Raw genomic sequence first — 18986 nt, forward strand, 5'->3', positions numbered from 1 at the left:
ATGCAAAAAAGGCGTTTATTGCATGCAAAAATTTAATGTTTTACAGCGAAACAAAACGAGTAGAAAATAGAGGGATCAAAGACCCGACTGAAACACCTGTTTCAAATAAGTAATATTCGCACTAAAATTCCCTTTTACGTTGCGAATATCATTCGCATCGCGCGAGCGTTCCACAACCAGCCAACCACGCCAGTCCATATCGTCCAGTACTTCTTTTATTTTATACATATCCAGGCGTTCATTATGAGGTAATGTTACTCCGTCGGTATCTGTACAATGAATCTGGCATATCCGTTCCTTACCCAGAATTCGTAGTTCTTTATAAACATCACGACCCGCCTCTAAAGGATTCTGGAACTTAAAATAGATCTTTATTCCGGGCGAGTTTATCTCATTTAGCAACTCAATATCCCCTTTAGCATCCAATGATGTTTCAATGCCTATCGTAAGATTATCCTCAGCCGCCAGATCGCCAATCGTTTTAAGTCGACGAACCATCTCCGGGCGTTTTTCCGGGTTCTTCACCAGGTCACCTTCAACTCCCAGCGGCAAGAAAGCAACCTTTACTCCCATAACCTTCATGGTCTGCAAACAATCCTGGATTAAATCCAGATAATTGCTTCTGTCAACAATCGATTGGGCATAGAAACCCGACATGGCTATCGAAGAGATTTCAACATCAAATTCTTTTGATTTTTCTTTAAATAGTTGCTGGAAATGTGGTTCACGCAACTTATTATCGAAAGAGTCGCGCTTTCCCAGACTGCCCATATCCAGTTCAAGACCATCGGCACCAATTGCATGAGCCAGTTCGAAAGCCCCTATTTTCTGGCGTTTCAGTATCATCCAATCGCATACGGCCAGTTTGTATCTCTCTTCCTCCGGTTCGGTTACGGTACTATTCTTCTTGCCCGTTCCACACGAAGACACCAAGATTATAAACAAAAATAAATAAGAAATTGCATACTTCATTTTTTCAGTTTTTATGTTGAACATATTTACAGATTATTCTAAGGAAAAGACGTAGTCCTCCCCTTTCTGTAACCATTCAACATTAAAAACCGATCCGCTCCTTTATCTTACCCCACGCATGGGTATCGAACAAGCAGCTATCTTTCATGGTGTAATACATTTCTTTGAACCGCGACATCGGAATCGTGTAACTCAATATATTGGCTTGGAAATAAGGCCGGACAGAAGGATCGAAGAATCCCAGAAATGTGCGTTTGCCTCCTCGCCTGTTCTCCAATATAGGCTGGGTTACTACAGCACTGCACCCCGACCCGAAAGTAGAGACTACCGTATCTTCCTTGTTGCTATCGAAGAAAGCCCAGGTGGTAAGTCCCGAAAGAATATCAGGAGTTGCCAGAAACAGAATAGCCTCAACCTGCTCAAAACTATCCAGTTTATCCAGACGAATAAAATTGAGGTAAGCTTTCTCGGCAAGAGGTACACCCATACCTTCAATAAAATCAAGCACCATTTCGGGAGTTTGCTTATACTTCTCTTTTAACGAAACGAAATTGGGTATCCGCTCGGGCATTTCCGTAAATCCGGTATAGAATTTACCACCACCACAGCCTATAACATCAGCATTCAAGCTGATGGGCGCACCGTTACGCACCTCTTCCATTCCCTTAAAGAAACATCCACCTATTTTATTTGTCTGGGCAACAGGAGTATCGGAATACCATAAAGCAATAGGAAGATCGGCCGCTTCACCGAAAGCATCCCTATAATTTTGAATAAATTGATTGATTTCCATATATTAGAGTATTACATAGCCTTTCTAACAAAAATACCCCAATTCAATGATAATAAAAAGAATAAGCAAGATTATTTTAATAATCACACGCCGTTTAAAACTCAATTCCAGTGCATACGAAGAATATAATTGGCAGCATTCTCACCAACATATTGCTTACCATCCTTATCCAGTTGCCTGAGTTGGTTCTCAGCAACAAAATACTTTGAAGGAATACCTTTTACACCAATAAGAGTGATAACGCTACCACTCTTATCCCACGTATATTTCCCTTCTTTTATGGTTGTCTCTTCATTTTCTTTCAGAGGAGTAATACGTAGAACATACTCAGACTCGGTCAATGCAATACTGATATTCATAGTTTTACCATCATCTCCCGGTATAATTCCGGTATATGTACCCTGATAATCTAATGAATTCCTGGCATTATGAGCATCAATTACCTGCTCTTGTTCATCCACAGTTTTCTTACTATGACCCTGTTTGGAGTTGGAACAACTCAACAATACACCTATAAGGAACATCATCCACATAATCTTTTTCATAAGCCACACATTTACTCCACAAAGGTTGTTTTATAATAAAACAACATTCTAAATGGCTGTTTGTTCATCGAAAAAGACAAAGAATTGAGTCGGCCTGTTAAAATAACTATTATACCACTCTACAAACTTCGCTATACCCTCTGTTAATTTTGTAGCTGGTTTGTATCCTGTATCATGCATCAGCTTCGTCGTATCGGCATAGGTTGTTGTCACATCGCCAGGCTGCATAGGCAACATCTCCAATATCGCTTTTTTCCCCATAGCCCCTTCCATCGTCTGAATAAAATCCATCAATTTCACAGGGGCTGAATTGCCGATATTATAAATCTGATAAAATGGATGTTCCGTTTTCGCGTCCGGCATACGCTCCAATAACAGAACAATACCCTTTACAATATCCTCTACATAAGTAAAGTCACGCAGCATATTCCCATGATTAAAAACATGAATACCTTTCCCTTTTTTTATCGAATCGGCAAACAACATAGGAGCCATATCGGGCCTACCCCAAGGACCATAAACGGTAAATAAACGAACACCCGTTGTAGGCAATTGATATAAATGGCTATACGTATGTGCCATCAACTCGTTGCTCTTTTTGGTAGCCGCATAAAAACTTACCGGATAATCTACATTATCACTCTCCCGGAAAGGTTCCTCATTATTCTGTCCGTATATCGAAGAACTGGAGGCATATACCAAATGCTTGATCTTATGATGCCTGCAACATTCCAACACATTCGCAAATCCAACCAGGTTAGACAACACATAGGCATGAGGATTCTCTATCGAATAGCGTACTCCCGCCTGTGCAGCCATATGGATAACTACATCTATTTTCTCTTTCCCGAAAATCCGGTTCAGCGTTTCAGAATCAGCGATATCTGCCTTATAGAAAGTATAATTAGGAAAAATTGCACTCTTACACGAGGCTTTATCTATTATACTATTTCTGTTGATACCACACTCTGCCAAACGATCATACTTAAGATTTACATCATAATAATTATTTATGTTGTCAAGCCCTATAATCTGCATGCCTTCCCGTTGAATCAGGTCCCTGACTATATGGTATCCTATAAATCCGGCAGCTCCGGTTATTAATAATTTCATCTTGTCTGCTTTTAATTATCTTGTTTGTTTTTCTATTGATTTCCCATGTTGCTCCCTCATTATGAGCCAGATATTTCTTGAGTAAGTGATAAACCCTACGCTTTGGCCAATAATTAAAACCGGATCTTGTCTGAATGCACCATACGCAATGGTTATTAATGATCCTATAATGCTTAACAGCCAAAAATTAAAAGGTAAGACCGACTCTCCTCTTGATCTGGAATACCACCATTGGTAAATAAAACGGCAAGTAAAAATGATCTGTCCTAATGATCCGAACAACAATAACTCTAATGGAATATGATTAAATAACCTATTGCTACTTACATCAGCATCAAACAACACATAGCCCAATGCTATGACCGGAATAAAAACGATAATGTAGCGCAGAACCGGATATATATCCTTCCAATGGTTCTTACTATTTAAATTCCAGATATAAATGTAATAAGAAAACATCTGCCCGAATATAATCACGAAATCGCCCCGCAGCCAACCATAAACAGAAAGCAAAATAGAGGCCAGCAAACTTAATTGCCAGTATATTGTGGGCGAAACGACTTTTTTAGCCCGCTCCGACAGAATCCATTGGACCAGCATCCGTGCCGAGAACAGCCCTTGTGCCAAAAAGCCCAACGCAAAATACCATACATTATCTTCCATACTTATCTGTCATTTACAGTTGAAGGCTGATTCTTTTTCACAATAACAACATTGCGAACCAAATCCCAATTGTATCTTTTACTTCCGGTTTTCCGCCAGTTATTATCAAACTCTCCGATATTTTCTATTACAACATTCTTACCTGCAAAAAGTTGTTCCGCAGGTTTTCCACTGACAAATACAAATGGACTATTGGCAGATATCAGTGAGTCATTCGTTACATCCATAGGTTTCAATGTCTGGTTAACCTCATACACCAATTCCATACGCAACTTTTCATCCTGGTTATAGAAGAATGGCAATCCCCGCACCTTATCATTTTCGCGCAACAATCTGATACTGTTTCTATCGGCATTGATAAATATATCTCCAATCGGGTCCAGGCATACAGCCTCAATCATCATCATACTTAAAACAATGCCCCAGAATACACTTTCCACCCTGATTGCTTTTGCATAAGTAGACCTGAGGATATAGATACATAATGCCCAACTCAACACGGCAGATAAGATCAACAACATCAATCCCATCTCCCCTTTACGATAGAACATTACATATAAAACTACAGGAATGGCCAATAAAATAATTGCAACCAACGTAGCATTGATCTTAAATATAACTTTATCTATGCGCTTATTCAGATTGCTGAGGCTATGATAAAAGTACAAGCCTATAAGTATGGCACCCGGTATCAGTATCGGCAATAAATACCTTGTTTTCTTTTCGGGAATAACGGAAAGTAAAACCAATGAAGACAGAAACCAAGTCAGGGCAAAAACATACATATCGCCACTACCCCGCCAGGAGTTTTTGAATGTAGTGCTTCGTTGCCGGCTCACTATGGCAGTAATCAAGAACAAGGCCCAGATTCCTGCTTCGGCAGCAAACTTCCAATAGTAATACCAGGGACGGACATTATAATTAATCCATGAAGACGATTCTTTATGGGCCACATACAACATCATCTCCGGATGAGACAGGAGTAAATAAACATTCCACCAAAAAGAAATGACCAGGCACAACAGGATCATAGTGATCAACGGGGCAACTTTTTTCTTTAAAGATGGTCTGAAAGTAAATCCGTAAGCTATAATAAAAGAAAGCAGTAAAGCATAAAATGACACCGGACCTTTGCTCAAAAAAGAAAGTCCCATAAATATCCCCGCTGCCAGAAAGTTCTTCCATTGTGCTCCTTCTTTCTTTAAAGCCAACACCAGATAATAAATAGCCATAAGCATAAAACTATGGCAATAGATATCCCATGTTGCCGTTCGCCCCATCAGAATAACATTGAAACAAGTAGCCAATGCAAGACCGGAGAACAATGCCGCTTTTTTATTTCTGGTCATCTCTACAACCAGAAGATATAAGAAAACAACCATAAGGGTTGCCATTATGCCCGATGCATAACGCTGCACGATAAGACTCCCTGGTGCAATATGTTCAATGCCGGCAGCAATCCATGTTGGCAAAGGCGGTTTCTCCAATCTTAACTCCCCATTCATGGTTGGAATCAGGTAGTTTCCGGTACGTACCATCTCTTGCGCTGTTGCCAGGTTGCGCGACTCCATTAAATCGGCCGGTATAACCTGGTTGTTTATAAAGAAGGCAAAACAGCAAACAACAACTATCACGACATAATGAATATAAGGCTTATCCAGTATTCTCTCCCTATTATACATATACGAATTAATTAGAGGTTATCTACAGCTATTGCGTAATTAATATACCGTTTCTTCATCCAACGATAAGCAAAGCAATCCATAAACGGACTGATCAATCTATTCCATAAATGGAACTTGGATTGTCCGGCTACACGTTCAAAATGCCTGACTGGTATCTGTTTTACTTTACCATGTTGCAACTGAATCAGGGCGGGCAGAAAACGATGCATCCCGGTAAACATGGGTATGCGTTTGGCATACGTGGCGTTTATTACTTTCAGCGGGCATCCGGTATCTTCTACTCCATCGTGGGTCATCATCCGGCGAAAGTTATTGGCTATTTTTGAAGAGAGCTTCTTACCCAAGCTGTCTTTACGACCTGTACGTATTCCCATTACCAATTCATAATCTTTTCGATGGGGTAATAATAACTCAAAATCGGCCGGAGTTGTTTGTAAATCAGCATCAATATATCCAACGTAGGCAGACTGAGCCATATCTATTCCTGCTTTTATAGCAGCGCTTAATCCGTTATTACGGGTGAAACTGATATAAAAGAAGCCATCGTTCCGGTCGCAGATTTCCTGCATACGTAGTTTACTCTGATCCTTCGAACCATCGTCAACAAAAAGTATACATGTTTTTACTGATGCGGAATGGATATATGTTGAAAGCTCTTTTTCAAGCCTGTGCATGTTGTCCTCTTCGTTATAAATAGGCACAATCACACAAAACTCATACGCTCCGGTTTTATTCATTTGTACACAAATTAATATGTTAGAAATTCTGTTTATTAATGATTACCGCATGAGATGGGTAATACCCTACCGGAATTCAACAAAAAAAACTTAAATTTGTTTGCCCCTACAACATGCGATGATAAAAAGAAAAAAACAATGTATCACAGGTAGGGTAAATCTACTCTATTGCGGTATATATTAAAAGATTACAGGAAAATTGTGGATAAACAATCATTCAAACACATATTCGACGATTACTTCGATCCGTTACGAAACTATATATATTATAGGTGTTCGGATGAGGAAGCGGCATCGGATATTGCACAAGATGTATTTATGCGTATATGGGAAAAACGGGATCAACTAGACGCCTTCAGGATTAAACCATTATTATATAAAATGGCAAATGATATGATCATTTCTCATTACCGCAAACAAACAGTCCAACTTAATTTTGAAAAAGATGTGTATACGGAAGAAGAGAGTTTATCGCCCCAGGATGATATGCAATTTTCTGAACTGAAAAAGAGATATGCATCCGCTCTGTCGGATATGTCGGAAGGATTACGCGAAACCTTTTTAATGAGTCGTAATGATGAACTTAAATACTACGAAATAGCCGAAAGGCTGGATATCAGCGTTAAAACTGTGGAGAAAAGAATATCTGCCGCATTAAAGCTTTTAAAAGAAAAATTATCATAATACGAGGAGTATATGGACACAAGAAGATTGAAAATAAAACCTGATTGGTCTAAAACCAAAGAAGAAATATGGGAAGAACAGTTTGCCGGACTTGATGAACACTCTCCCTCAACTGTGGTTTCCAAACCTGTTCCTTATCATCGTAAACAAAAGTGGTTATATGCTGTTGCAGCCTTTATAGCCATTGCAATACTGCTGCCTTCAACAGCCTATTTCTATAAAAAAGAAGTTGTTACTTCCCGGGGAGAACATATATCATATGTCCTGCCCGATGGTTCGACCGTTAAGCTGAATGCCGAAAGCCGCTTAAGCTATAAACCTTATTGGTGGAAGATTTCAAGAGAAATCAAACTAAACGGCGAGGGCTATTTTGAAGTTACCCCCGGAAGTACATTTCAGGTCAACGCAGGTAAGAGTACAGTCACCGTACTAGGGACCAGTTTTAATGTATATGCACGAAAAGAGAACTATCTGAACGTGACTTGCTTAACCGGAAAAGTACAAGTTAAAAGAGATCATCAAACCGTTGTACTTACTCCCAATATGCAAGCACAATATCAAAACAACGTTCTTTCGGCAGGGAATACCAACAATAGTTCAAATGCGATTGAATGGACACGCAACCATTTCGTATTCCTTGCGGCTCCTTTAGACGAAGTTGTGGAAGAAATTGAAAGACAATATAATATAGAAGTTGTAACAACATCTAAATTAGACTATCTTTACACCGGGAATTTCTCTAAGAACAAATCACCCGAAGAAGTTCTTAAAATTATCGGGAAGCCATTTGGAATAGAGTTTAAAGTAAAGAGAGTTGAATAGAGTTGTAATTATCATTTTCTTAATTATACACTGTACCGTAGCTTTCTCGCAAGAGCTACGGTTAGTTGTTTCGGACAAACCGTTGAATACTGTATTAAGTTCACTTAATATTGAGGTTTCATATGACGACAAAGCTCTATCTGCCTACAATGTAACCGTAAACAAATTATTCGCCACCCCTCACGAGGCGCTCACATACCTATTGCAGGATAAACCTTTTACGATAGAGCAAATAGGAAACGTATTCATTATCCTACCGGTAAAAAAACAACTGGCCGAAACTCCCCCGATGTTACCGGTTCCTCCTAAAATTAATTATATCATAAGCGGAACCATTCTAGATGCATCCAACAATGAGCGCCTGCCATACGCTTATGTGAATACGAGCAGAGGTCTTATTTCATGTAACCAATCGGGACGGTTTACAATCACAAGAAATAAGAAAGGACCTATAGCTGTGAAAATACGCTATATGGGTTATGAGGATCTGGATACAATTCTCACAGTAGGTTCGCACATGCTTGCATTGGTTCCTGTTGCCGTTTCTTTGGAAGAGGTTGTTGTACACCCCTCTCCTGCTGCTATGCTTATGCAGTCGGGACAACAGTCGGGTGAGGTACGTATAAATCATCAGGTGGCGCAATACATGCCCGGCGGGGTTGAGAACTCCGTATTTACGTTATTACGCATGATGCCGGGTGTTCGTGCATCTGGCGAATCTTCGGGAGATATTATTGTATGGGGCAGTAACGCCGGAGAAAGTCAGATTAAGTTTGATGGTTTTACGCTCTTCGGGATGAAGAATTTCAATGAGCACATTAGTTCCGTGAATCCCTATCTGGTCAAAGACATCCGTCTGTTAAAGGGAGGTTATGATGCTTCGTTAGGAAACCGCATCGGAGCTATAGCCGAACTGACGGGTAATGACGGCGACCATACCAAACCTGTATTAAAAGCAAATGTCAGCAATTATACGGCGAATGCATTTATATCTGCTCCGGTCTTCTCGCGGGCAGTGCTTTCGGCTGCCTACCGGCAAACATTCTACAATATGTACAGTAGCAGGGAGGTAACTCAAATAAATAACCCGGATAACGAACATGATTCGCCTCTTCCTTCGAATGTTTCTATTGAACCTTGGTATTCTTTCCGTGATATGAACCTGAAACTTGCAGGAAATGCTTCTCAAAAGGATTATTATTACGCCAGTCTGTATGCTGCCGATGACCGGTTCAAATCGAGTGTTACCAATACCGTTAAGAATGAGGAGTATCACATTACGGCCAAAGAAAAGAACAGGCAATACGGGGCCGGACTTGGATATGAGAAGTATTGGAAAAATGGTTCTTCTACAACTCTCCATGCTTCTTACTCGCGTATGGTTTCCCAAATTGACAATGTTAATGGGCAAGAGAGTAATGATGACAATACACTACTAGCTGTGTATACGGACAATCGCATTCAGGAAATTGGAGTCAAGCTACAGCACAACCAGAATGCCGGTCATTTCCAGAAACTTAAGTTTGGAATTGAATGGAAGGAATATACCAACCATTTGAATCGCAAGCATAAAGAGTTGCACGTTCCTACACTGTTTTTCAACGATCACCTGATGTTCGACAAGCTTTCTATTGATGCAGGGATCAGAGCTGATTTTCTTCCGCGAGGCAGTTCATTTATACAGCCACGCATTTCTGCCCGCTATGCCATAACGGAAGAGTTGACGACTACTGCCTCCTGGGGCATGTATCATCAATTCATCACCCGGATACCTTATCAGTACAGTCCGGGAAGTTATCAAATGGCATGGAGCCTTGCCGACAGCACTTATCTGCAAGCAAGGCATCTCATTGCTGGTGTGGCTTATAGTAAAAACGGGTATTTGTTCAGTCTGGAAGGGTACTACAAATCAATTCATAACGGGTTGTATATCAGGGAGAATCTCCCCTTCCGCTCTAATAACAAAATATGGGGAGGCGATTTGTATGCTAAAAAGGAGTTTCGTAATCAAACCCTGTTCGGCTCTTATTCTTTTGTAGGTATTAAAAATCCTTATGATGAGTTCGGACAGGAGATAAAGCTAGGTGGTATGGCTTCATACAAGAACTTCCATCTTACGTGTACCTATATATTCGGTACAGGGTTTGCTTACTTATCAAGTGGTCGGTATATGTATGATCATCCCAATAATGATGATGATGACGATGATTATGATGATATTAATGGAGATAGCGATTCATACCAACGGCTCGATCTGGCATTAACCTACCGGCTTCAGCTTAAGAAATGTAAGCTACAAATAAGCGGCTCGCTTCTAAACCTCTTTGATAACCATAACGTAAAAGACCGGTATCAGCTAAACGAGAACAATAACCTGACCAATATCTATACGAAAGCAACTTCTTTCACTCCAATGATCTCGGCAGAAATCATATTTTAGAAGGTGCATCATTAACTCCTGACGCACCCTCCAAAGTTTTAGTTAAACTTGGGTGCAGCGCCTCGCTGCCGCTGCCGTTGCCCGGTTTTCATTAAGCATGCGCCTGCAGAATATCCTCCACCAAAGACCGACATACATACCAGGTCGGAGTCTTCATAACGGTCGTAGTTCATAGCAAAGACCAATAGTGCACTTGCCGATCCGGTATTCCCCATTCTTTCGATGTTGGATAGAGATTTCTTTTCGGGCAATCCCAATCGTTGCGCTACATTCTTCAAGATACGCATATTGGCCTGATGGCCGATAAAATAAGATAAGTCCTGAATGTCATATCCATTATCTTTCAGAATCTTCTGTGTATTTTCTGCAATATAGGTGCATGCATACGTAAACACGTCTTTTCCGAATGGCATTTGAAGCCCGCCTTTCGGAAGATTCAGTTTTACGGCTTCCGGTCCCAGCCCAATGTGTCCAAGCCCTTGTGTGTTGATTGCAAGAATCTCTGTTTCTTCGGGAGAGTAAGAGTCTTTCGAGAAGAAATATGCTACGGCTGCGTCTCCCCACAAATGTCCGGCGATAGAATCCGTATCATCCGAATAGGAAGAGTTCCGGTCGGCACAAATCAGGAGTGCTTTTGAAGCTAATCCGGAATCGAAATACGATTTGATGGCTTCCATTGCATTGATGCCCGAAGAGCAAGCGGAAGAAATGTAAAATACCTTGGCCGAGGGAATATTGTATTCACGCTGTATCTGATGCCCTACGGTGCCTACCGTATCTGATGGTGTGTATGATGCAAAAATGATTAACCCCACTTCGCTTATATCATACGGTAGCTTTGGTCTTGCCTTTTCCACCGCTTTCTTACACATATATTCTATGGTTTCTTTTGAAGAAGCACGAACACGCGATTTGATTCCAGTACGTTGGAATATCCACTCATCTGTAAGTCCGTTCAGATCTGTAAAATAGCTGTTCGGAATCATGTCTTTTGGCACATACTGCCCGATAGCATTGATAAACATAGTTATTGTTTTTATGTGAACACCCGTTCACTTTTAGTTTAAAAAAAAGTTTGCCTATCTTTTCATCATTTCATATAGATAAAGTATAAACTGGTCTTGCCCGTCGGTATGGGCGCTAGGCTTACCGTTGGGTCTTATCGGAAAGTCTTCGCGGGTATCCATGAAATAGATCTTTGTAAAGAGACGGCTCATCAAACTGATATCTACATCTTCACGAATTTCACCTGCTTCCTTACTGTTACGTAGCGCTACCCTCCAATGCATTTCCACATTGATCTGGCTTTTCTTGAAACGAATGTCGAATCCCGGGTAATACCGTGCAGCCTGGATTATGAGGTTAGTGAAATTCAGGAAGGTAAACTGTGATCCTCCTTTGGTGGTGATCAGTTTCGCAATTAACCGTTGCCGCTTATGCAAAGAGCGTACCAACTCGGGCACTTTCATGTTCGGATTGATATTCTCTGTTACCCGTTCCAGTGTATGGAAGAAATACGTGTCGACCACTTTTCTGAAAAGTTCCTCTTTATTTTTATAGTGACGGTACAAAGCCCCTCTCGACATTCCCAGCTTTTCCTGCAAGCTGCTAATGATTGGACTGGCGTAGCCGTTGACCATAAATTCGTTAAAGGCAACCTTTAATATGTCTTCCTTATTATACTTCACAATGCAAAGTAAATTATTTCACCCGGACTCTCCAACTAAAAGTGAACAAAGTTTCACTTTTTAATTGTTTTTAGTGTTTGAAAGGCGCATACCCCGAGTAAAATGCTCCAGAAGTGTGTTTCAGGGTTTTGTGAAAACTTTTTTTAAGAAGATATTCTTTCACATATATGGAAACAATATGAGTTGCTTGCTTGTTTATTACATAATTCCGGATTATTTATATTATTAAAATTGCATTATGGTTACAGTAAATATAAAACGCATCTACGATAAACCTGCGCCAACCGATGGATATCGGGTATTCATTGATAAGATATGGCCAAGGGGAATGTCTAAAAATGAAGTTAAATATGATCTTTGGGCAAAAGATATTGCGCCGTCCATTCCTTTGCGGAAATGGTTTCATGAGGACCCCGACAGCAACTGGCATGGCTTTGAAGAGAAGTATACTCATGAGCTGGAAATTTCTCCTTCTGTTAAGCAGTTTATCGACAAAATCAGGAATGAGAGTAGAGTAACACTTCTCTATGGGGCAAGAAATGCTGTAGAAAACCATGCACTGGTGTTGCAGGCTTTTCTGGAGAAGGTTTTAAATTAACTTTCAGTATAGATACAAAAGAAAAAACCGTGACGGACTGCCACGGTTTTTTCTTTTTATTATTTCTCAAAAACTATACTACCGTCTTTTTTCAGTGTAACTTTGCCCTGCCATTCTTCATAAACATATTCGGCATTGGTAAATTTAATACCAGAAGCAGTGGTGTCTTGCATCAAAGTAATGGTATCACCTTTAAGAACAATATCGACCAAGCCTCTGGGGTTATTGAATGTCAAATACATTGTAGTTCCGCTTTTATCTGTAACAGAGTTCTTTACGATTCCAGCTTCTTGGTTTGCTGTTACTACAGTAACTTCTTCTACTACAGCTTCTTTTGCTTTTTGGTTACATGAAGTAAACACAAATACTCCAGTCATCATTGTCAACACAAAAAATACCTTTTTCATTTGCTTATACCTTTTTTGAATTATTCCGGATTTAGAATGACTACCGGATTCCGTCATTTGCTTTATAAACAAATAAACTGGTATAAAGTTCGAAGGAATTAAGATAGAAGAACGGTGTGCTCTTTGCACGCTAAGGGTGAAAACTTTGCAGGCAAGCTTTTGGTTATTTACACGCAAGCTTTACAAAGGAAGAAGAATAGCGCTGTTTTTCCGGAAGAATAGCGCTGTTCTTCCGGAAAAACAGCGCTATTCTTCATATAGTATACAAAACAAGTGAAAACTCGCAACGCTTAGTGTGCAGCTAAGCCATGCGTTAAGCTTAAGCAAGCTGACCTGAAAAGGTTTTCTATAATTATGATTTGGATATTTAATTAAGAAGAAGTTATGAGAGGGATATCTGCCACGACGAGTTGCTACAAAAAAAAATGGTCACTCATCACGAGCAACCAATCTTTGTTAACCTTAAATCTAATACTATGAAAAACACATTGCAAATGTATAGGGTTTTCGGAATATATCAAAATATTATAACTCAATACAATATATAATAACATTGATTAAGAAATGGGGCGCAAATGGCATTAATTTAGCCCTGCATTTTCATAAATTTTAAAAGTTAACCGGGCCTTGTGATACCTACAGACTAGATTTGTTTATGTACCACACTGAATGTACCCGATGCTTTACAAACGAGTTTATCATCGCAATAAATTTCGCACTCGCTGAAATGCACATTGCGTCCCGGCTTAATGACATACCCTTTGGCAATTAACTCTTTCCCCCACGTGGCACGCAGGAAAGAAGTTTTCAGTTCGGCAGTCAACACATCCTTTTCGGGGGGAGTCACTGTATATGTGGCAAAACCGGCAATGGTATCGGCCAGCGCCGCAAGTACACCACCATGAATCACCCCGCTATATTGACGCTGTTCATCGAACAAAGGCATACGGGCTTCTACTACTCCATCTTCTACTTTAGTAAAGGTGATCTGTAAGTGCTTCACATACGGATTCATCTGTACACGATCTATCAGTTTTTGTCTAACTTCAGGGGTCATAAATCTACTGTTTATATAAAAAAAGAAATTTTGCACTTTTACGTATTGCAAATTGCCCGCAAAAGTACAAAATTTCTTTTGATTAGTTTTCTCTATAAAGAAGACAGTTTATTTCAGCTGTTCAAATTCCAGGCTTGCCATAATAAACGGCCCGATGGCTTTACCTTCATTCTGGGTGACGGTAACATCTTTCCCGCAGAGGTAGTAGTTGATTGTTCCGGTTCGTGAATGATCTTTGGCAGGTCCTAATCCGGCAGAAGCGCAAGATTGAACAATCCTCAGATCACCATTTTCCTCCTTACGGATAAAATTATCCAATAACCCCTGATACGCCTTCTTTGCCACATCCATGTATTTAGCCTTGTCCAACACGCCCAGACGCATACCCTTCAGGTAAGCATAAGTAAACATACCCGATGCCGACGCTTCTATATAATTAGGTTTATCGCAAACATTATAAGTCTCACCTTCAACCGTATCGCCGATATTATCGCTTTTCACCCGACTATCATATTGCAACAGCTGATACCATGAACCATTCTCCTGATCCTGATATAACGCCAAACCTTCGGCCACATCATTGGCAATAGATACCAGTTTCGTGTAATCAGGATGAGTATCAGGCATCAACCCTAGAACATCAACCACAGCTGCAAAATACCATCCCATGCCGCGCCCCCAGAACTCAGGAGAGCAACCTTTATACTCTCCCTCCTGACGTGCCCAGAATGAATTGGGATCAGCAGGATCGGCCGACCAACCATGATAATTCAATTTCTTATTCTTATCATACGTATGCTGATGGATAGTAGTGAACTGCATTGCAATATCCGTCCACGACTGCATGTTGTCTTCTTCGCCCAATTCCTTGCCAAACATAGCCTGCCACTCGGCATACATAGACGGTCCCATATACAATCCGTCCAACCACATCTGATTAGGATATATAGCTTTATGAAAGAAACCACCGGCACCCGGTTTTGAACTATCAATACGTTTATGATGATATTTCAACTTATTTCTAAGGAAAGTAGCACAAGCCTTATAACGCGCGGCATCCTCTTCATTTCCTTTTTTCATCTCCGTTTCGTAGAGCGTAAAAAATATCTTCCCGGCAGCCAGGTCATCAATATTACTCTCTCCTACCTTTACCGTATCCTGACCATTGAGGCAAAAATCAGCATATGCCTTCACTACATCATAATACTCAGCACGTTCCGGATATTGCTGCCAAGCCTTTAAAACGCTAAATGCAACCAAACCAGGCACATAATCCCAATGTGCCGTTGCCAAATGCTGTTCCCGTTTATTACTCAAAAACGTTTTTAAGGCAACCGACTCTACCATCTCCTGCGAATAAACCACCTTCGGAGCAGTGGGCTGCTGACAGGATGCAAGGAAACAAATGAACAAAACGAAATACAAAATCTTTTTCATTGACAATGTTTTAATAGTACGTATATAAATTCTCAAATTTCAATCACAAGCCAAAGATAGGGCAAAATTCATGAAGCGATGTGGAAAGATTGGTAAATACAGTGTGTTTTTTATGCCAAAGTATTATTATTATCCCCCAGAAATTGTACCATTCAACCAATATATTGCACGATTTGAGTTAAAATAGTTATCAATAACAGAATATTTCGACCGGAAAAGTCAATTTGTGACACAAAGTTCGTATATTAGCGTCGAAAAGCAACAATAACGATATTTATTTAGAGGGGCCTATTGGGTTAGCATTCAATAAATTGCATTATTTATATGGACATTATTGAGAAAACAGGGAATTTAGACTCATTTGTACTTGATTTCATTAAACAAATAAATAGCGACAAGCCAATTAATCAGAAAGTACTGGAGTCTTTAGCTAGCATTTGTAAATTCTTCAACTATAAACGTGGTTTCGTTTACCAAACCGATGGTTTTCGTTTTTATCACCTACAGGAAACTGTAGGCGAGGGAGCGCACGTACACCGCGAAAAGTTTGAAATCAAACAGATGACTAAATATCAGTCATTGCATCTGGAAAACAACAACTATTTTTGTGCAGGACTGGGTGAAGATATTGATAAAGAAACACGTGATATTCTACAATTCTACAATTCCGATTCCTTGTTTATCAGGGACTTCAAAGATACGGAAGGAAAAATAATCGGATTTATCGGGTTTGCCGATAACCCAGACAACTCGTCGCTGAACCTCAAGGAAGTAGAAGCCATATACCTGACAGCCGGACTTATCACAAAAGAAATCGCCGCCAGAGAATATCAGGAAAGAGGAAAACGTGCTGCCAAGACCCTGGAGAGCATTATGAACAACATGGGAGTCGATATCTATGTAAACTCTTTCGATTCGCACGATATGTTATACGCCAACGAATCAATGGCCGCCCCATATGGAGGTAAAAAACACTTCGAAAACAAAAAATGCTGGCAAGCCCTCTATACAGATAAAACCGGAGAATGTGAGTTTTGCCCGAAGAAACATCTGATTGATGAAAACGGGTTGCCAACCAAAGTATACTCATGGGACTATGAACGCCCATTCGACAAATCCTGGTTCCGTGTATTCAGCGCAGCTTTTAGTTGGACCGACGGCCAAATGGCACATGTTATTACAAGTGTTGATATCACCAACCAGAAACATATAGAAGAGCAACTGAAAGTAGCCAAAGAAAAAGCCGAAAACTTAGACCGCTTGAAATCTGCTTTCCTCGCAAACATGAGTCACGAAATCCGCACACCACTGAACGCAATCGTAGGTTTCTCGGACTTAATGGCCGAAGTAGACGATGCAGAAGAACGCAGAGAATATAATGTAATTGTACAAGAGAACAATAAACTACTGTTACACCTCATCTCCGACATCCTGGATTTATCTAAGATCGAATCAGGTATTCTGGATTTCGAAATTGAAGATATTGATGCTAGAAAACTGTGCTCTGAGATCGAGCGCATTTATGATGTGAAAGAAAAAGCTGTTCCGGTGGTATTCGATCATGACTCTCCTCCATATATTATCCAGACAGATAAAAAGCGCTTAACGCAAGTAATTACGAACTTCGTAAACAATGCATTGAAGTTTACCACCACTGGTCAGGTTACAATCGGGTACCATCTGGATAAAGACAATATGCTTGAAGTTTATGTGCAAGACACTGGTATCGGTATCAATCCGGAAAAAGTAGACCAGGTATTTGAGCGCTTCGTCAAACTAAATACTTTTGCACAAGGAACAGGTCTTGGACTATCTATCTGTAAAAGTATTATTGAACAGCTAGGTGGCACAATTGGGGTTGAATCGGAACTTGGAGTAGGTTCCCGCTTCTGGTTTAAACATCCTTATCAAGCATCCTGATTTTCCCGGCCAATTCAGAAGAGGTCAGATTAAAAGCCTCAATCCCCATCCATCGAACCACCCCCTCCCGGTCTATCAAATATAGCCGGGGGACGTAACTATTGGCAAAAAGCTCAAACACTTCACGCTCACGATCGTGATATTTAGGCAGCGTTAATTGATGCTCTTTCCAATAAGCATCCGTTTCATCAGCAGTCTGCCCTCTGGCGATAGCAACAAACACAACATCCGATTCGTTTTTCAATTCATTCCATGCTTTTTCAACTATAGGCAACTCGCGAGCACAATCCGAGCAACCTGTATGAAAAAACAGCAAAGCTGTCTTTTTTCCCCGTAATGTTGATGAATCAAACTGTTCTCCATCAGCTTCAGTAATTATAAAGCTGGGAATAACATCTCCTACTTCAACATAATTTTCCACATCACCATCCGAATCATCGGAAAGACAGGAAGAAAATGACAATAACACCATAAACAAGGCACCCAAATATAGGGAGGCAAGGTTCAATTTAGAATTCATATATTCTTTATTTCATTATTCATAACTAAGAAAACCTGGCAGCGGTACTCTGCCGCATCAGAAATATATTATAAGGAAATTGTCCAATTTCTCCATCTTGCGATATATCTTCTCGCCCAGAATCTCTCTTTGTATTTCTTTCGACTTCAATTCACAATCAGTATAATTCTTTCCATTGAAATTATAACCAATACGCATAATCTGCCAAGCAAAACAAAGACAACCAATAAGAAAGACACTAGCTGTAAACTTACGGACCCGGACTTTATCTTTTCTAAAAATAAGCAACAGGCAAATATTTACGAGTATTACGCCAACTACAACAAGAAAAAGATTGTAATTGTTCCACCACCAAATATCACCGGTACCTCCGATATAAATCTCATGCGGAAAGAAAAGCCGTACCCCACCCCATGAACTTGCAGGAGTAATCATATCCTGTAAGAGATGTATAACGAATCCTGAAACAAATCCGATCAGCAACAATTTGTATTTACAGAACACACCAATCAGAGAAGAATTCCTCTCCCGTTTTGAGAACAACCAAAACAGGCAACCTAAAACAAGAGTGAATATAAGCGCCGCCATCAATGAATGCATGAAACCATGATGAGAGTACCAGAACTTAGCCGAGTAAATTACTTTTCCGGAATGGCTCAGCCCAAACAAACGGCCAAAAGTCATATCAAACTTAGACCACATGCTAATAGCGTCAATATCGGGCAAAGCACCCCCAAGTCCGGAGAAAAGTATAATAGATGTTTTTGTTCGCCAGGTACCTGTAGAACGGCCGGCCAAAGCCGTACCCACTGCAAATCCCGACAATATATGTGTCAATATGTCCATAGATCCTATTTTTGACCACAAAAGTCGCTAATTCTAAGGACATATACAAGATACAGTAA

At 40.2% G+C, this 18986-nt stretch carries 19 protein-coding genes; 5 read left to right on the top strand and 14 right to left on the bottom strand.

Features of this window, described 5'->3' with window-relative positions; translation table 11 throughout:
- Positions 1–75: 75 nt before the first annotated feature.
- The 7 genes from D0T87_RS14890 to D0T87_RS14920 form a co-directional block, all read right to left on the bottom strand.
- Positions 76–996: a sugar phosphate isomerase/epimerase family protein gene (locus D0T87_RS14890; protein WP_370526854.1), complete on the bottom strand. Its 921-nt coding sequence runs from the start codon at positions 994–996 to the stop codon at positions 76–78.
- A gap of 58 nt (positions 997–1054) precedes the next feature.
- Positions 1055–1765 (bottom strand): DUF169 domain-containing protein, encoded by a 711-nt coding sequence (locus D0T87_RS14895; RefSeq protein ID WP_163175936.1) that lies wholly within the window; start codon positions 1763–1765, stop codon positions 1055–1057.
- A 101-nt stretch (positions 1766–1866) separates the two neighbouring features.
- On the bottom strand, positions 1867–2310 hold the full coding sequence (locus D0T87_RS14900; RefSeq protein WP_163175937.1) for a copper resistance protein NlpE: 444 nt from the start codon (positions 2308–2310) through the stop codon (positions 1867–1869).
- A gap of 48 nt (positions 2311–2358) precedes the next feature.
- Positions 2359–3423 carry an NAD-dependent epimerase/dehydratase family protein gene (locus D0T87_RS14905; RefSeq protein WP_163175938.1) on the bottom strand — a complete coding sequence of 355 codons (1065 nt, stop codon included), beginning with the start codon at positions 3421–3423 and terminating at the stop codon, positions 2359–2361.
- 15 nt (positions 3424–3438) lie between these two features.
- Positions 3439–4086 carry a lipid-A-disaccharide synthase N-terminal domain-containing protein gene (locus tag D0T87_RS14910; RefSeq protein ID WP_163175939.1) on the bottom strand — a complete coding sequence of 216 codons (648 nt, stop codon included), beginning with the start codon at positions 4084–4086 and terminating at the stop codon, positions 3439–3441.
- Between the two features lie 2 nt (positions 4087–4088).
- On the bottom strand, positions 4089–5768 hold the full coding sequence (locus tag D0T87_RS14915) for a glycosyltransferase family 39 protein (protein WP_163175940.1): 1680 nt from the start codon (positions 5766–5768) through the stop codon (positions 4089–4091).
- Positions 5769–5779: 11 nt separating this feature from the next.
- On the bottom strand, positions 5780–6508 hold the full coding sequence (locus D0T87_RS14920; RefSeq protein ID WP_163175941.1) for a glycosyltransferase: 729 nt from the start codon (positions 6506–6508) through the stop codon (positions 5780–5782).
- A 201-nt stretch (positions 6509–6709) separates the two neighbouring features.
- Between D0T87_RS14920 and D0T87_RS14925 the strand changes: the two genes are divergently transcribed.
- The 3 genes from D0T87_RS14925 to D0T87_RS14935 are packed head-to-tail and all read left to right on the top strand — an operon-like array spanning position 6710 to position 10454.
- Complete coding sequence (locus D0T87_RS14925; RefSeq protein WP_370526855.1) at positions 6710–7192, top strand: RNA polymerase sigma-70 factor; 483 nt, start codon at positions 6710–6712, stop codon at positions 7190–7192.
- A gap of 12 nt (positions 7193–7204) precedes the next feature.
- Positions 7205–8014, top strand: a complete 810-nt coding sequence (locus D0T87_RS14930) for a FecR family protein (RefSeq protein ID WP_163175942.1) — start codon at positions 7205–7207, stop codon at positions 8012–8014.
- Complete coding sequence (locus D0T87_RS14935) at positions 8007–10454, top strand: TonB-dependent receptor (protein ID WP_163175943.1); 2448 nt, start codon at positions 8007–8009, stop codon at positions 10452–10454. The genes D0T87_RS14930 and D0T87_RS14935 overlap by 8 nt, the downstream gene beginning before the upstream one ends.
- Before the next feature lie 38 nt (positions 10455–10492).
- Here the strand turns inward: D0T87_RS14935 and D0T87_RS14940 are convergent, their stop codons facing one another.
- Both D0T87_RS14940 and D0T87_RS14945 read right to left on the bottom strand, forming a co-directional pair.
- Positions 10493–11479 (bottom strand): 3-oxoacyl-ACP synthase III family protein, encoded by a 987-nt coding sequence (locus D0T87_RS14940; protein WP_163175944.1) that lies wholly within the window; start codon positions 11477–11479, stop codon positions 10493–10495.
- 54 nt (positions 11480–11533) lie between these two features.
- Positions 11534–12142 (bottom strand): TetR/AcrR family transcriptional regulator, encoded by a 609-nt coding sequence (locus D0T87_RS14945; RefSeq protein WP_163175945.1) that lies wholly within the window; start codon positions 12140–12142, stop codon positions 11534–11536.
- 238 nt (positions 12143–12380) lie between these two features.
- On the opposite strand from D0T87_RS14945, the gene D0T87_RS14950 reads away from it, so the two are divergent.
- On the top strand, positions 12381–12740 hold the full coding sequence (locus tag D0T87_RS14950) for a DUF488 domain-containing protein (RefSeq protein ID WP_163175946.1): 360 nt from the start codon (positions 12381–12383) through the stop codon (positions 12738–12740).
- 59 nt (positions 12741–12799) lie between these two features.
- Here D0T87_RS14950 and D0T87_RS14955 read toward each other — a convergent pair whose 3' ends face one another.
- From D0T87_RS14955 to D0T87_RS14965, 3 genes are all read right to left on the bottom strand, one after another.
- Complete coding sequence (locus D0T87_RS14955) at positions 12800–13147, bottom strand: lysozyme inhibitor (protein ID WP_163175947.1); 348 nt, start codon at positions 13145–13147, stop codon at positions 12800–12802.
- A gap of 643 nt (positions 13148–13790) precedes the next feature.
- Positions 13791–14204: a PaaI family thioesterase gene (locus D0T87_RS14960; RefSeq protein ID WP_163175948.1), complete on the bottom strand. Its 414-nt coding sequence runs from the start codon at positions 14202–14204 to the stop codon at positions 13791–13793.
- A 108-nt stretch (positions 14205–14312) separates the two neighbouring features.
- A complete protein-coding gene (locus D0T87_RS14965; RefSeq protein WP_239063677.1) occupies positions 14313–15641 on the bottom strand; it encodes a glycoside hydrolase family 105 protein in 1329 nt (442 codons plus the stop codon).
- 330 nt (positions 15642–15971) lie between these two features.
- Between D0T87_RS14965 and D0T87_RS14970 the strand changes: the two genes are divergently transcribed.
- Positions 15972–17561: an ATP-binding protein gene (locus D0T87_RS14970; protein WP_370526859.1), complete on the top strand. Its 1590-nt coding sequence runs from the start codon at positions 15972–15974 to the stop codon at positions 17559–17561.
- On the opposite strand, the gene D0T87_RS14975 is transcribed toward D0T87_RS14970, so the two are convergent.
- On the bottom strand, positions 17536–18081 hold the full coding sequence (locus D0T87_RS14975; RefSeq protein WP_163175950.1) for a TlpA disulfide reductase family protein: 546 nt from the start codon (positions 18079–18081) through the stop codon (positions 17536–17538). The genes D0T87_RS14970 and D0T87_RS14975 overlap by 26 nt on opposite strands.
- A 57-nt stretch (positions 18082–18138) precedes the next feature.
- The gene (locus D0T87_RS14980; protein WP_163175951.1) at positions 18139–18927 is read right to left on the bottom strand and encodes a metal-dependent hydrolase; all 789 of its coding nucleotides are present in this window, start codon (positions 18925–18927) and stop codon (positions 18139–18141) included.
- Positions 18928–18986 lie beyond the last annotated feature (59 nt).

The sequence above is a fragment of the Bacteroides sp. 51 genome, assembly GCF_010500965.1.
Taxonomy (GTDB): Bacteria; Bacteroidota; Bacteroidia; order Bacteroidales; family Bacteroidaceae; genus Bacteroides.